Origin of the sequence: Streptomyces sp. NPDC056373, assembly GCF_042262425.1 — a bacterium.
In the GTDB taxonomy this organism is placed as follows: domain Bacteria; phylum Actinomycetota; class Actinomycetes; order Streptomycetales; family Streptomycetaceae; genus Streptomyces.
On sequence record NZ_JBHJPX010000002.1, the window covers coordinates 591,290 to 604,878 of the forward strand.

12 protein-coding genes and 2 tRNA genes are annotated in these 13,589 nt (G+C 70.3%); 6 read left to right on the forward strand and 8 right to left on the reverse strand.

Annotation, left to right across the window (positions count from 1 at the left end):
* Positions 1-15: 15 nt before the first annotated feature.
* Positions 16-1,026 (forward strand): ribosome small subunit-dependent GTPase A, encoded by a 1,011-nt coding sequence (gene rsgA, locus ACFCXS_RS06635; protein WP_376641947.1) that lies wholly within the window; start codon positions 16-18, stop codon positions 1,024-1,026.
* A gap of 138 nt (positions 1,027-1,164) precedes the next feature.
* A complete protein-coding gene (locus tag ACFCXS_RS06640) occupies positions 1,165-1,488 on the forward strand; it encodes a multidrug efflux SMR transporter (protein WP_362245654.1) in 324 nt (107 codons plus the stop codon).
* Positions 1,489-1,532: 44 nt separating this feature from the next.
* Here the strand turns inward: ACFCXS_RS06640 and ACFCXS_RS06645 are convergent, their stop codons facing one another.
* The 4 genes from ACFCXS_RS06645 to ACFCXS_RS06660 all read right to left on the reverse strand — a co-directional run bounded on the left by ACFCXS_RS06645 (position 1,533) and on the right by ACFCXS_RS06660 (position 4,829).
* Positions 1,533-2,138: a TetR/AcrR family transcriptional regulator gene (locus ACFCXS_RS06645; RefSeq protein ID WP_376641948.1), complete on the reverse strand. Its 606-nt coding sequence runs from the start codon at positions 2,136-2,138 to the stop codon at positions 1,533-1,535.
* A gap of 236 nt (positions 2,139-2,374) precedes the next feature.
* Positions 2,375-3,166, reverse strand: coding sequence for an ABC transporter permease (locus tag ACFCXS_RS06650; protein ID WP_376641949.1), 792 nt, complete (start codon positions 3,164-3,166; stop codon positions 2,375-2,377).
* Positions 3,163-4,125 (reverse strand): ATP-binding cassette domain-containing protein, encoded by a 963-nt coding sequence (locus ACFCXS_RS06655; protein WP_376641950.1) that lies wholly within the window; start codon positions 4,123-4,125, stop codon positions 3,163-3,165. The genes ACFCXS_RS06650 and ACFCXS_RS06655 overlap by 4 nt, the downstream gene beginning before the upstream one ends.
* Before the next feature lie 32 nt (positions 4,126-4,157).
* Positions 4,158-4,829 carry a DUF4097 family beta strand repeat-containing protein gene (locus ACFCXS_RS06660; RefSeq protein WP_376641951.1) on the reverse strand — a complete coding sequence of 224 codons (672 nt, stop codon included), beginning with the start codon at positions 4,827-4,829 and terminating at the stop codon, positions 4,158-4,160.
* A 231-nt stretch (positions 4,830-5,060) separates the two neighbouring features.
* Between ACFCXS_RS06660 and ACFCXS_RS06665 the strand changes: the two genes are divergently transcribed.
* From ACFCXS_RS06665 to ACFCXS_RS06680, 4 genes are all read left to right on the forward strand, one after another.
* Positions 5,061-5,816, forward strand: coding sequence for a helix-turn-helix domain-containing protein (locus ACFCXS_RS06665; RefSeq protein ID WP_376641952.1), 756 nt, complete (start codon positions 5,061-5,063; stop codon positions 5,814-5,816).
* Between the two features lie 88 nt (positions 5,817-5,904).
* Entirely contained in the window at positions 5,905-6,705 is an 801-nt protein-coding gene (gene hisN, locus ACFCXS_RS06670; protein WP_376641953.1) for a histidinol-phosphatase, read from the forward strand.
* Positions 6,706-6,834: 129 nt separating this feature from the next.
* Positions 6,835-7,227, forward strand: a complete 393-nt coding sequence (locus tag ACFCXS_RS06675) for a cyclic nucleotide-binding/CBS domain-containing protein (RefSeq protein WP_376641954.1) — start codon at positions 6,835-6,837, stop codon at positions 7,225-7,227.
* Positions 7,228-7,481: 254 nt separating this feature from the next.
* Positions 7,482-7,898 carry a Fur family transcriptional regulator gene (locus ACFCXS_RS06680; RefSeq protein WP_376641955.1) on the forward strand — a complete coding sequence of 139 codons (417 nt, stop codon included), beginning with the start codon at positions 7,482-7,484 and terminating at the stop codon, positions 7,896-7,898.
* Between the two features lie 289 nt (positions 7,899-8,187).
* Here the strand turns inward: ACFCXS_RS06680 and ACFCXS_RS06685 are convergent.
* The 4 genes from ACFCXS_RS06685 to ACFCXS_RS06700 all read right to left on the reverse strand — a co-directional run bounded on the left by ACFCXS_RS06685 (position 8,188) and on the right by ACFCXS_RS06700 (position 13,488).
* A tRNA-Met gene (locus ACFCXS_RS06685) sits at positions 8,188-8,261 on the reverse strand.
* Positions 8,262-8,344: 83 nt separating this feature from the next.
* Positions 8,345-10,168, reverse strand: a complete 1,824-nt coding sequence (locus ACFCXS_RS06690; RefSeq protein WP_376641956.1) for a sel1 repeat family protein — start codon at positions 10,166-10,168, stop codon at positions 8,345-8,347.
* A gap of 234 nt (positions 10,169-10,402) precedes the next feature.
* Positions 10,403-10,476: transfer RNA gene (locus tag ACFCXS_RS06695), tRNA-Met, on the reverse strand.
* A 57-nt stretch (positions 10,477-10,533) separates the two neighbouring features.
* Entirely contained in the window at positions 10,534-13,488 is a 2,955-nt protein-coding gene (locus ACFCXS_RS06700; protein WP_376641999.1) for a UPF0182 family protein, read from the reverse strand.
* Positions 13,489-13,589 lie beyond the last annotated feature (101 nt).

Here is a 13,589-nt window from a genome sequence, read left to right on the forward strand (position 1 = left end):
CGCAGGGATCACGTCATGCGCCGCTACGGCAAGCACACCGACGAGGACGACATCCGCACCCGTCCGGGCCGCCGCAACACCCGGCCCCGGACGAACATCCGCCCCAAACACGAGGACGCCGCCGAGGGACTCGTCCTCACCGTCGACCGGGGCCGCCTGACCTGCCTCGTCGAGGACCGTGTGGTCATGGCGATGAAGGCCCGCGAGCTGGGCCGCAAGGCGGCGGTGGTCGGCGACCGGGTGGCCATCGTGGGCGACCTGACGGGCAAGAAGGACTCACTCGCGAGGATCGTGCGCATCGAGGAGCGCACCTCCGTTCTGCGCCGCACGGCGGACGACGACGATCCGTACGAGCGCGTGGTCGTGGCCAACGCCGACCAGCTGGCGGTCGTCACCGCCCTGGCCGACCCGGAGCCCCGCCCCCGCCTGATCGACCGCTGCCTGGTCGCGGCCTACGCCGGCGGCCTGGAGCCGCTGCTGGTCCTGACCAAGTCGGACCTCGCGCCCCCCGACAAGCTGCTGGAGCTGTACGGCCACCTCGACATCCCCTACGTCGTCACCAGCCGCGAGGAGCTGCGGAACGGCACCGCCCTCGCCCGCGTGCGCGAGCAGCTCGAAGGCAAGATCACCGCGTTCGTCGGTCACTCCGGCGTCGGCAAGACGACTCTGGTCAACTCGCTCGTGCCGGAGGAGCAGCGGCGTACGACCGGGCATGTGAACGCGGTGACGGGCCGCGGACGCCACACCACCACCTCGGCGCTGGCGCTGCCGCTGTCGGGCAGCGACGGCTGGGTCATCGACACACCGGGCCTGCGGTCCTTCGGACTGCATCACGTGGACCCGTCCCAGGTCATCCACGCCTTCCCCGACCTGGAGCCGGGCACCGAGGGCTGCCCGCGCGCGTGCAGCCACGACGAGCCGGACTGCGCGCTGGACGCGTGGGTGGCCGAGGGGCACGCGGACCCCGCGCGGCTGTACTCGCTGCGGCGGCTGCTGGCCACGCGCGAGCGCAAGGAGGGCGACTGACCTCCGCGTTGTTTGTCCTGGCGTGCGGACGGTAAATGCATAATCGCACCCAAGCCGGAGGCGAGGCCGGCCAAGGCCTGACGAGCGCGCTGAGACTGATGAAGCGGTCACTGAACGTGGGATACGGGAGGACGACTCATGGCGTGGCTGCTGGTCATCGTGGCCGGGTTGCTCGAGACCGGCTTCGCGGTGTGTCTGAAGCTGTCGCACGGCTTCACCCGGCTGTGGCCGACGGTCGCGTTCTGTATTTTCGCTCTCGGCAGCTTCGGACTGCTGACCCTCGCGCTGAGAAGGCTCGACGTCGGTCCCGCGTACGCGGTGTGGACCGGCATCGGGGCGGCCGGGACGGCGATCTACGGAATGGTGTTCCTGGGTGACCTGGTGTCGGTGCTGAAGATCGTGTCGATCAGTCTCGTCATCGCCGGTGTGATCGGGCTGCAGTTGTCGGGGTCCGCGCACTGACGCCCCGTCAGCCGTTTTGCCGGGGATAGGCGGCTGACGCCCCGTCAGCCTCCCGGCCGGGGAAGGGCGCTGCGGACCAGGTCGGCGACGCCGCCCTCGCCGGGTGGTGCGGCCACACAGGACAGGGCGAGCCGGACGGCGAGTTCGCAGGAGCGGGCCAGGCCGGCGGTGTCGGACCGGGGCGTGGCGGGCCCGGCCAGGAGGGTCACGGCCCGGTCGCGGACGAGCGCGACGAAGTCGCCGGGTGAGGGCAGCGGCCCGTCGGCGCGGCGCTGGGCCGGTACGGCGGAGCTGGACGGTACCGCCGTGAGGGCCGGGGCGGGCAGCCGCTCGCTCCAGCAGCCGGTGAGCATGGCGCGGACGAGGATGTTGCCCCGGGCCGCCGAGGCGGTCCACTCGGCGGTGGCGGTGAGCCGGTCGCACGGATCGCCGTGCGCGGCGAGGGCGCGGTCCACCCCCGCGAGGTATCCGTCGGCCTCTCTCCTCACGAGCGCCCGGGCGAGACCGTCCTTGCTGCCGAACTCGTTGTAGAGCGTCTGCCGGGACACCCCGGCCGCCGCGGCCACGTCCACCATCCGTACGGCGGACCACGGCCGGCGCACCAGCGCCGTGTAGGCGGCGTCCAGTAGGGATTCCCGCGCTGCAGGCATCTTCGCCTCCCCTTGGGGCGAGCGGCTCTGCGCCCAGATTTGACGCGCGTGGAACCACTGTCAAGGGTTCGCGGGCGGGCCCGGGGTCGCGTTTCGGCCTTGTGGCGCGGGGCGTTGACCTGTGGGCCGGGTCCTCGCCACGTGCGTACGAACGGGCGGCGCACTCCGACCGGTTGTCGGTGTACGCCGCCCTGGGGTGGGACGTTCGCGGGAACCGGCCCGCGGGGTCACGACGGTTACCTCGGGTCGTTGTCGAACTTCGAGGTCGACCAGAAGTAGCCGAGCGCCGCGAGGCCCAGGCACCATGCGAGGGCGAGCCACCCGTTGTGGCCGATCCCGGTGCCGAGGAGCAGGCCGCGCAGGGTCTCGATGGCCGGGGTGAACGGCTGGTACCGGGCGACCGGCTGGAACCAGCCCGGCATCGCGTCGAGCGGGACGAAGGTGCTGGACAGCAGCGGCAGCAGGATCAGGGGCATCGCATTGTTGCTCGCCGCCTCGGCGTTCGGGCTGACCAGGCCCATGCCGACGGCGATCCAGGTGAGCGCCGTGGCGAAGAGCACGAGCAGGCCGAAGGCCGCCAGCCACTCCAGGGCGGTGGCGTCGGTGGACCGGAAGCCGATCGCCACACCGACCGCGCCGACGAGCACCACACTGACGACCGCCTGCAGCACGCTGCCGAGGACGTGCCCGATGAGGACCGACCCGCGGTGGATCGCCATGGTGCGGAAGCGGGCGATGATGCCCTCGGTCATGTCGTTGGAGACGGAGACCGCGGTGCCGATCGTGGTGCTGCCGATGGTCATCAGCAGCAGGCCGGGGACGACGAAGGCGACGTACGCGGAACGGTCCGGACCGCCACCGCCGATGCCGGCGCTCATGGTGTCGCCGAAGATGTAGACGAAGAGCAGGAGCAGCATGATCGGGGTGAGCAGGAGGTTGAGGGTGAGGGAGGGGTAGCGCCGGGCGTGCAGGAGGTTGCGGCGCAGCATGGTGGAGGAGTCGCGCAGGGCGAGGCCGAGGGAGCTCATCGGGTGTTCTCCTTGGGCTGGTCGGGGATGCCGGTGGCGCTGCCGCCGGTCAGTGCGAAGAAGACGTCGTCGAGGTCGGGGGTGTGCACGGTCAGTTCGTCCGCCTCGACGCCGGCCGAGTCCAGCCGGTCGAGGAGGACGTGCAGTGCGCGCTGGCTGCCGTCGCTGGGAAGCTGGAGGGCGAGGGCTTCGTCGTCGCGGGTGACGTCGCCGAGGGCGGTGGCGGCGTCGCGGTAGGCGGCGGGGTCGGTGAAGCGGAGCCGGACGTGTCCGCCGGGGATGAGGCGCTTGAGCTCTTCGGCGGTGCCCTCTGCGGCGATCCGGCCGTCGTTGAGGACGGCTATGCGGTCGGCGAGCTGGTCGGCTTCCTCCAGGTACTGGGTGGTGAGGAAGACGGTGACGCCGCCGGAGACGAGCTCGCGGATGATCTGCCACAGGTTGTGGCGGGCGCGTGGGTCGAGGCCGGTGGTGGGTTCGTCGAGGAAGATGATGCCGGGGTCGCCGACCAGGGTCATGGCGATGTCGAGGCGCCGTTTCATGCCGCCGGAGTAGGTGGAGGCGGGCCTGCCGGCGGCGTCGGTGAGGTCGAAGCGTTCCAGCAGTCCGGCGGCGACGCGGCGCCCCTCACGGCGGGGAAGGTGGTGCAGGTCGGCCATGAGGAGCATGTTCTCCATGCCGGTGATCAGCCCGTCGACCGCGGAGAACTGGCCGGTGACCCCGATCGCGGCGCGTACGGCCTGCGGGTCGGTGGTGAGGTCGTGGCCGGCCACCCGGGCCTGACCGCCGTCGGCGGTGACGAGGGTGGAGAGGATCTTGACGGCGGTGGTCTTACCGGCACCGTTCGGCCCGAGCAGGGAGAAGATCGTGCCTTTCGGGACGGCCAGGTCGACGCCGTCCAGGACGGTCTTGTCGCCGTAGGACTTCCGCAGCCCGTTCGCCGCGATGGCCAGGTCGGTCATGAGGGGTGCTCCTTCGGGCGGGCTGGGGGCTGCTAGAGGCTGCGGGCGGTGATGTCGCCGTGCGCGGTGGTCGCGTGGATGGTCAGGCCGGCGGCGGCGCCGTCCGCGTTCTTGAGGGTGTTGTGGATGCGGCCGTAGCCGGTGCCTGCGTCCAGGGCGGCGGAGACGCCGTGGGCGGCGCCGACCGAGATGTCGCCCTGCTCGGTGCGCAGCGTGACGGTGCCGCGGACGGCCTCGGCGATACGGAGGTCGCCCTTCTGCGTGCTGATCTGCGCGGCACCGCCCAGGCGGCCGACCTCGATGTCCCCGGCGAGCAGGCTGAGGCGGGCGCCGTGCGTCTCGTCGAGCTTGACCGAGCCCTGCGCCGCCTCGAGGACGACGTCGCCGAGCCGTCCGACGCCACGCAGTTCGGCGGCCGCGGCCTTCGCCTCGACGTGGGAGCCCGCGGGCAGCTGCACGGTGATCTCGACGGAGCCGGAGTGGCCGAGGACGCGGCTCTTCGCCGCGGGGGCCGTGACGCGCAGGACGCCGTCGTCGTAGGTCGTCTCGATCTGCTCGGCCGCCTTGACGTCGCGGCTCTTGGACGCGTCCGCGGGCAGGACCTCGACGGTGGTGTCGGCCCGGTCGGCGGCGATGAAGCGGATGCGTCCGGCGGGGACGTCGAGGACGGCCGAGACGGTGGCGGGGGTGTCGAACTTCTGCATCGTGCTCTCCTTGGATTCTTGCGGTGCGTCGTTTCCGATGATGGAAAAGCTACGTTGCATTCACGAAACCGACAACAACTTCGTTGCACGAGAGACTAGTAATTGCAGCTCAAAGCCCTGAAATCATTGCAACGAGCCTGCCATCGAACGCAACAGAATCACTCAATCCGTTGCAATGAGATGCCAATGAACGCTATGGTGCGGTCATCACGCGGCACGAAGGAGGCCACGATGCCGGGAGGCAGACTCACCCAGCAGGAACGCCAGCAGATCGCGCTGGGGCTGACCGACGGCCTCGCCTACGCGGAGATCGCCCGGCGTCTCGACCGCCCGACCTCGACGGTCACCCGCGAGGTCATGCGCAACGGCGGCCCCACGGCCTACCGCGCCGACCTGGCCCATCGCGCCACGGAACGGCGCACGCGCCGCAAGCAGGCCGCACCCCGGGACCCGCTGTCGCCCCCGCGGGCCGACGGGCGGGACGCCGAGGCCGTGCGCGAGTACGAGGAGACGTTCACCACCGTCCTCATGGGGTCGGGCATGCCCAAGATGATGTCCCGGGTGATGGCCTGCCTCTGCATGACCGACTCGGGCAGCCTCACCGCCGCCGAACTGGCCCGGCGGCTCCAGGTCAGTCCGGCGTCCGTCTCCAAGGCGATCGCGTACCTCGACAGCCAGGGCCTGGTCCGGCGCGAGACGGACGAGGGCCGCCGCGAGCGCTACGTCGTCGACGACGACGTCTGGTACCAGTCGATGATGGCCAGCGCCCGGTCCATCGCCCAGGTCGTCGACATCGCCCGGCAGGGCGTGGGTGTCCTCGGCCCCGGCACCATGGCCGCCACCCGCCTCGAGAACGTCGCCCGCTTCCTCGACTTCGTCTCCGAGAGCACCGCCCGAGCCGCGGAACAGGCACGCGACATCCTCCACGCCAAGCCCGGGCCGGCCGCGGGCGATGCCGAAGAGCCGGATCCGGATCCGGATCACTGACCCGGCACCCAGCGCCTCGCCAAACCCCTCCCCCACCGTCACAAACCCCCTGTAGCCCCACCCCCACCTCGGCAGATAGGTTCGTTGCATGCCCGACTACCTCGACGACCTGCGTCTCGCCCACGTCCTCGCCGACGCCGCCGACGCCGCGACGATGGACCGCTTCAAGGCCCTCGACCTCAAGGTCGAGACCAAACCGGACATGACCCCGGTGAGCGAGGCGGACAAGGCCGCAGAGGAGCTCATCCGCGGCCACCTCCAGCGCGCCCGCCCCAGGGACGCGATCCTCGGCGAGGAGTACGGCGTCGAGGGCTCCGGCCCCCGCCGCTGGGTGATCGACCCGATCGACGGCACCAAGAACTACGTGCGCGGCGTGCCCGTGTGGGCCACGCTCATCTCGCTGATGGAGGCCGGTGAGGGCGGCTTCCAGCCCGTCGTCGGCGTCGTCTCCGCTCCCGCCCTCGGCCGCCGCTGGTGGGCCGCGAAGGGCCACGGCGCGTTCTCCGGCCGCAGCCTCACCAAGGCGTCCCGGCTGCAGGTCTCCCGCGTCTCCAAGCTCTCCGACGCCTCCTTGGCGTACTCCTCGCTCAGCGGCTGGGAGGAGCAGGGCCGCCTGGACGGCTTCCTGGACCTGACGCGCGAGGTGTGGCGCACGCGCGCGTACGGCGACTTCTGGCCGTACATGATGGTGGCCGAAGGCGCCGTCGACATGTGCGCCGAGCCGGAGCTGTCCCTCTGGGACATGGCCGCGACGGCCATCGTCGTCACGGAGGCCGGCGGCACCTTCACCGGCCTCGACGCCCGCCCCGGCCCTCACAGCGGCAACGCGGCCGCGTCGAACGGCCTGCTGCACGACGAGTTGCTCGGGTATCTGAATCAGCGCTACTGAGCCCCCCGTTGTTACCGAGCGCCCCCTTGTTGACCCTCCCTTTACCTGCCACTCTGAGAGTCCCCCCACTTGTGAATTTGTGAAACCGTGAACGAACGGTGGGGAGACTCCCAGGAGGTGGCTCCATCCATGCTCGTCCGTGACGCCATGAGCACTGTCGTCCTCACGATCGGCCCGACCCACACCCTGCGCCAGGCCGCATCGCTGATGTCCGCGCGCAAGGTGGGGGCGGCGGTGGTTCACGACCCCGACGCCGGTGGCATCGGCATCCTCACCGAACGCGACATCCTCATCTCCGTGGGCCTGGGCCAGGACCCGGACACCGAACGCGCCCACGCCCACACCACCACCGACGTCGTGTTCGCCGCCCCGGCCTGGACCCTGGAGGAGGCCGCGGGCGCCATGGCGCACGGCGGCTTCCGGCACCTCATCGTGCTGGACGGCGGCGAACCCGCCGGCATCGTGTCGGTCCGCGACATCATCCGCTGCTGGGCACCGGCCCGACAGCGGGTCCCGGCGTAACGACGCGGACGGGCCGGGCGCCGAGGAGCCCCGGCCCGTCCGCCTCCGCGAGCCGTCCGGCGCCCAAGTTCAGCTTCACAGGGCCCGGACCGCGACCTCCAGCCCGCTCGCCCATACTCCCCGCCGGCCCGGCGGAAGCCGTCGATCGCCGCTCGACGCCGCCACCCTCGATACTGGACAATGTCTAAAGCAGGCAAAGATCTAAACTCACACCTGTTCGGGACCTGGTCTCTTTTGCTGTTAGGCTGGTGGCTATGAGTGACCTTCTGGAACGGCTGCGCGGACGCGGATGGCGGATGACCGCGCAGCGACGTGTCGTGGCTGAGGTCCTCGACGGCGAACACGTCCATCTGACGGCCGACGAGGTCCATGCGCGGGCCGTCGCCAAGCTGCCCGAGATCTCCCGGGCGACCGTCTACAACACCCTGGGCGAACTGGTGACCCTCGGCGAGGTGCTCGAGGTCTCCACGGACCAGCGTGCCAAGCGGTACGACCCGAACGCCCACCAGCCGCATCACCACCTGGTCTGCGCCCGGTGCGGCGCGATCCGCGACGTCCACCCGACCGGCAACCCGCTGTCGGACCTCCCCGACACCGAGCGCTTCGGCTTCACGGTCTCGGACGTCGAGGTGACGTATCGCGGCGTCTGTCCGAACTGCGCCGCCGCCTAGCCCTCCCGCACGCCACACGAAAGCCCCGGCACCCATGGGTGCCGGGGCTCACTGCTGCCGTTGTCGCACGAGGGCGGAAACCCTGGGGCCCGAGCCCCTGAGGCCCGAGCGGCTGAGGCCGGAACATCCGGGGCCGGACACACCGAGGGCCAGAACCGATGACCGGAAACACCGAGGGCGGAAACACCGAGGGCGGAAACACCGAGGGCGGAAACACCGAGGGCGGAAACACCGAGGGCGGAAACACCGAGGGCCGGAACCCTTTCGGATTCCGGCCCTCGGCCTTCAGTAGCGGGGACAGGATTTGAACCTGCGACCTCTGGGTTATGAGCCCAGCGAGCTACCGAGCTGCTCCACCCCGCGTCGGTGAATGCAACGTTACGTCACCGCAGAGGACGGATGCAAATCCATTACCCGGGGCCCCGCCAGGACCCAGCGGCGACGCCTCACGCGGACAGCTCCTGCCGCAGCGCATCCCTGAGCCGCTCCGCCCTCTCGGCGACGGACGCCGGGCCCAGCGACACCGCCCGGTCGGCCCAGCGCTGCCCCTCCGCCAGCTCACCCCGACGCGCGTAGACGAGCGCCAGCCGCAACGCCGCCCTCCCGTGCCCGGCGTCAGCGGCCCGCGTCCACCACACCGCGGCCTCGGGCTCGCTCCCTTCCCTGGCCAGCAGCAGCCCGAGATTGAACGCGCCGTTACGGGATCCGGCCTCGGCCGCCTCCCGGTACCACCGGGCCGCCTCGACGACATCGCCCCGGGCCGCCGCCAGCATGCCGACCCGCACCTGCGCCCGCCGGTGCCCCTGGGAGGCAGCCCGCTCGTACCACTCCTCGCACTCGCTCCGCTGGTGCACCGGCTCCCCGAGCTCGTGCGCGGGCTCCGGCGGCCGCCGCGCGTCGAGCACGGTCGCCAGCCGGTACGCGGCCTCGGAACTCCCGCCCCCGGCCGCACACCGCAGGTGCCGCTCGGCCTCCTGCTCGTCGCCTTCCCGCAGCCTTGCCATACCGACCTGGAGCGCCGCCTCGGTGTGGCCGGCTGCGGCGGCACGCTCGTACCAGCGCAACGCGGCCTCCTCCTCGCCCCGCCCGGCATGGAGGATGCCGAGGTTGAAGGCGGCGTCGACGCTCCCCGCCTCGGCGGCCTTGGAGAACCACGGCTGCGCGCCCGTCTCGTCACCACCCCGCAGCAGCAGGATCGCCAGCGCGTTCGCCGCCTCCCGGTGCCCGGCGTAGGCCGCGCGCCGGTACCACTGCTCGGCCTGCGGGGTGCGCCCCTGCTCGGCGCAGAGCAGACCGAGGTTGTACGCGCCGTTCACGTCGCCCGCGTCCATCGCGGCCCGGTACCACCGCTCCGCGGTCTGCGTCTCGCCCCGCTCGGCGTGCAGTGCGCCCAGCGCGTTCGCCGCGTTGCCGTCGCCCTCCTGGGCGGCCCGCAGCCACCACACGGCGGCGTTCTCGGTGTCGCCCGCGTCGCGCAGCAGGAAGCCGAGCGCACAGGCGGCGCGCGCCTCCCCGTCCTTGGCGGAGGTCAGGTACCAGCGCCCGGCCTCCTTGAGCTCGCCACGCCGCTCCAGAATCGTCCCGAGCTGCAGCGCGGCCCGTCGGTGGCCACGCGCGGCGGCCTGCAGGTACCACTGCTCGGCCTCCTCGGGCGCCTGGACACCGTTGTCGCCGTCGGCTTCCCGCGCCGCCTGCCGGTCCAGCGCCCGCGCCAGCCGGTACGCCGCCTCCCGGTGCCCGCGCTCGGCCGCGACCCGCATCCACTGGACGGCCCCGGCGTCACCGCGGTGCTCCAGCAGGTCGGCGAGCGCGTACGCGCCCAGCGTGTGGCCCTGTTCTGCGGACTGGCGCAGCCAGTACTCCGCGGCGGGCTCGTCGCCGCGCTCCCGGTGGTGCCGCCCGAGGGCGTGGGCGGCCGCCGTGGATCCGGCGACGGCGGCGATCCGCCACCACCCGGCCGCCTCGTCGGCGTACCCCCGCTGGTGCAGGAGGACTCCCAGGTTGTTGGCGGCCGCCCGGTCGCCCGCGGCGGTGGCGGCACGCAGATGAGGCTCGGCACCGTCGAGATCACCACGGCGCAGCAGCATGGCCCCGAGGACACTCATCGCTTCGACGTCGCCGGCCTCGGCGGCGAGCCGCTGACGCAGCTCCTCGGCCGCCTCGTCGGCGATCTCCCCGGTCTCGTCCGGGGTCTCGGTGTCCTCCCGGCTGGAAGGCTGCACAAAACGCCCTGTCTCGAACAGAGTTGCCTTGTCCCCCATAACGTCCATCGTCGCACCACCTGCAACCTGGGTACACCTGGTATACCGCAGCCAGTGAGGTCACTTCAGCGTTTTGTCGACATGCCCACAGAGAGACAAGTCAAACACAGATCGGCCAACTCCCCCCGGCGGCGCGGCCACAGCCGACGCCAGCACATGCGTTCACACATCACGAAGGCCCGGATTCCTTTGTGGAATCCGGGCCTTCGGTGCCGCTCCGTCACTCGGACATCGCGACTTCAGTAGCGGGGACAGGATTTGAACCTGCGACCTCTGGGTTATGAGCCCAGCGAGCTACCGAGCTGCTCCACCCCGCGCCGTTGTGTTCACAACCGTATCACGGCGCGGGACGGGCATTTGACCAGGCCAGGGCGTCAGCTGCTCGGCTTGGGGCTCGGACTGCCGCTCGGGTCGCCGCTCGGCTTGCCGCTGGGCTTGCTCTCGCCGCCCCCGGAACCTCCCGACCGGCTCGCCTCGGACTGCGCGTCCTCGGCCCGCCGCAGGGCGTCCTCAAGGTCCTTCTGCGCCTTGCCGTACGCCTCCCAGTCGTTCTTCTTCAGGGCCTCCTGACCCGCGTCGAACGCCTTCTGGGCGTCCTGCAGGGCCTGTTGGACCGTCGGGTTGTCGGACGTCGGCGGTGGTTGCGTCGTGTCGCCGCCCTCGTCCGGTGGCTCGGTGGTCGGGCCGTCCGCTCCGAAGACCTTGTTGAGGGCCTCGTCGAGGGTGTTCTCGAAGGCGGTCTGGCCTCCGTAGGTGACCAGCACCTTGCGCAGCAGCGGGTACTTCAGTCCGCCACCGCGTACGTACACCGGCTCCACGTACAGCAGCCCTCCGTCGAGCGGAACCGTCAGCAGGTTGCCGTACTCGACCTCGGAGTCACCGCCTCTCAAAAGCCTGATGGACTCGGCGATGTCCTCTTGGGAGTTGAACTGGCTCTGGACCTGTTTGGGTCCGTTCACCGTGGTGTTGGTCGGCAGTTTCAGGATTCTGATCTTGCCGTAGTCACTGGTGTCCGCCTCGGCGTCGACCGCCATGAACGCGCTGAGGTTGTCCCGGCCATTGGGCGTGAAGGTCGTCGTCAACGAGAACGCCTGCGCCTTCTGGTCGGGCATCTTCATGCTCAGGTAGTACGGCGGCACCGCGCTGCCCGACCGGTTCGTCGGGTCGTCCGGCACCTGCCACACCTCGCTGCCGCTGAGGAACGTCGTGGCGTCCTTCACGTGGTAGCGCGTGAGCAGCTCCCGCTGGACCTTGAAGAGGTCCTGGGGATAGCGCAGGTGGTCCATGAGCGACTTGGAGATGTCGCTCCTCGGCTCCACCGTGTCGGGGAAGGCCTTCATCCAGGTCTTCAGGACCGGGTCCTTGGTGTCCCACTGGTAGAGCTTGACCTTGCCGCTGTAGGCGTCGACGGTCGCCTTCACCGAGTTGCGGATGTAGTTGACCTGGTTCTGCTGGGCCACCACCGCGCGGTTGTCGTTGGTTGCGGTCAGCGAGTCCGCGGTGGTGTCGCCGAGGGTCGTACGCGAGGAGTACGGGTAGCCGTTCGTCGTCGTGTACGCGTCGACGATCCACTGGATGCGGCCGTCCACGACCGCCGGATAGGCGTCGCCGTCGATGGTCAGCCAGGGGGCGACCGCCTCGACGCGCTCCTTGGGCGTGCGGTTGTACAGGATCCGCGAACCTTCGCCGATGGCCCCGGAGTACAGGATCTGCGGCTCGCCGAACGCCACCGCGTACGCGGCCCGGTTGACCGGGTTGGAGAGGTTGACCCCGCTGTTGCCCTTGTAGCTGGTGGTCTTCTCGCCGTTGTCGTCGGAGTAGTCGATCTCCTTCTGGGGACCACCGACGATCGAGTACGTGGTGGTCTTCTCGCCGTAGTAGACCCGCTGCTCGTACGTGCCGAGGTCGCCCTCGGAGGGCAGGTCGGACTCGGTGAAGTTCGGACGGCCCTGGGCGTCCGCACTGGTGCCCTCGGCGGCGACCACTCCGTAACCGTGTGTGTAACGGAAGTGGTTGTTGATCCAGTTCTTCTTCGGGATGCCCGCGAGGTTCAGCTCACGCAGACCGATGACCGTGTCCTGGTCCTTGCCGTCCTTGGCGTACCGATCGACATCCAGATTGGTCGGGAACGCGTAGTAGTTCCTGATCTGCTGGAGCTGCTGGAACGTCGGCGAGACGATGTTCGGGTCCATGATCCGGATGCTCGCCGTGGACGGGACGTCGTCGCGCAGTGTGGTCTTGTCCTCGGTCTTGCTCGAGCCCGAGTAGTCGGTGACCTTGGTGCCGTCGATACCGTAGGCCTTGCGCGTGGCCTCGAGGTTCTTCTCGACGTACGGCGCTTCCTTGGCCTGCTCGTTGGGCTGGACCTGGAACTTCTGCACGATGGCCGGGTACAGGCCGCCGATGAGGATCGCGGAGAGCACCATCAGGCCGAAGCCGATCACGGGCAGCTGCCAGGTGCGCCGCCAGATGGTGGCGAAGAACAGCAGCGCGCAGATGACCGCGATGCAGAACAGGATCGTCTTGGCCGGCAGGTAGGCGTTGGCGTCGACGTACCTCAGACCCGTCCAGTTGTCGGTCGCCCTGAAGTCGCTGGACTTCACCGCGAGTCCGTACCGGTCGAGCCAGTACGCGACCGCCTTGAGGGCGACGAAGACGCCGATGAGCACCGACAGGTGCCCGGTGGCCGCGGCCGTGGCACGCGCGCCTGGGCTGGTGACGCGCAGCCCGCCGTACAGGTAGTGGGTGAGCGCGGCGGCGATCACGGAGAGGATCGCGGCGGCGAAGCCGAAGCCGAGCAGGAACCGGTACCAGGGCAGGTCGAAGGCGTAGAAGGAGACGTCCAGCTTGAACTGGGGGTCCTTCTGCCCGAAGGGCACGCCGTTGACCCACATCAGCCACGTCCGCCACTGGCCGGAGGCGGAGGCGCCGGCGATCAGGCCCACGAGGGCGGTGATCCCGAACAGCAGCCACTTCTTGTAGGGCGCGATGCCCATCCGGTAGCCGTCGAGGTTCTGCTGCTCCATCGACATGGCGCTCAGCGGCGGCCGCAGCCGGTGCGCCAGCCAGATGTTGAAGCCGACGGCGAGGGCCATGAGCAGGCCGAAGACGAAGAAGAGCCCGATCTTGGTCCACAGGGTGGTGGTGAAGACCGAGGAGTAGTTCACCGAGCGGTACCAGAGCCAGTCCGTCCAAAAGCCCGCGAACATGGTGAACGCCATGCCGAGAACGGCCAGGACGCCCAGCGTCATGAGCAGGGTCCGGACACGCCGGGACGGGCGGCCCACTCTGATCCGCGGCCCTGTCGGGCCTCCGCCGCGGTCCGGCATCTGGAAAGCCAAGGTGCGCACCTCGAAGTTCGCTGTTGATTCGTCAGGCCCGCGTCTTCACGGACCGCTCGTGGCCCCCGTGATCGCGGGGCCCCCACCTA

Coding starts and splice junctions, on each gene's coding strand:
- ACFCXS_RS06655 (WP_376641950.1), bottom strand. CDS start 4,125: ATGACCGACCTGGCCATCGCGGCGAACGGGCTGCGGAAGTCCTACGGC.
- hisN (WP_376641953.1), top strand. CDS start 5,905: ATGCCCGACTACCTCGACGACCTGCGTCTCGCCCACGTCCTCGCCGAC.
- ACFCXS_RS06645 (WP_376641948.1), bottom strand. CDS start 2,138: ATGCCTGCAGCGCGGGAATCCCTACTGGACGCCGCCTACACGGCGCTG.
- rsgA (WP_376641947.1), top strand. CDS start 16: ATGCGCCGCTACGGCAAGCACACCGACGAGGACGACATCCGCACCCGT.
- ACFCXS_RS06640 (WP_362245654.1), top strand. CDS start 1,165: ATGGCGTGGCTGCTGGTCATCGTGGCCGGGTTGCTCGAGACCGGCTTC.
- ACFCXS_RS06665 (WP_376641952.1), top strand. CDS start 5,061: ATGCCGGGAGGCAGACTCACCCAGCAGGAACGCCAGCAGATCGCGCTG.
- ACFCXS_RS06650 (WP_376641949.1), bottom strand. CDS start 3,166: ATGAGCTCCCTCGGCCTCGCCCTGCGCGACTCCTCCACCATGCTGCGC.
- ACFCXS_RS06675 (WP_376641954.1), top strand. CDS start 6,835: ATGCTCGTCCGTGACGCCATGAGCACTGTCGTCCTCACGATCGGCCCG.
- ACFCXS_RS06680 (WP_376641955.1), top strand. CDS start 7,482: ATGAGTGACCTTCTGGAACGGCTGCGCGGACGCGGATGGCGGATGACC.
- ACFCXS_RS06690 (WP_376641956.1), bottom strand. CDS start 10,168: ATGGACGTTATGGGGGACAAGGCAACTCTGTTCGAGACAGGGCGTTTT.
- ACFCXS_RS06700 (WP_376641999.1), bottom strand. CDS start 13,488: ATGCCGGACCGCGGCGGAGGCCCGACAGGGCCGCGGATCAGAGTGGGC.
- ACFCXS_RS06660 (WP_376641951.1), bottom strand. CDS start 4,829: ATGCAGAAGTTCGACACCCCCGCCACCGTCTCGGCCGTCCTCGACGTC.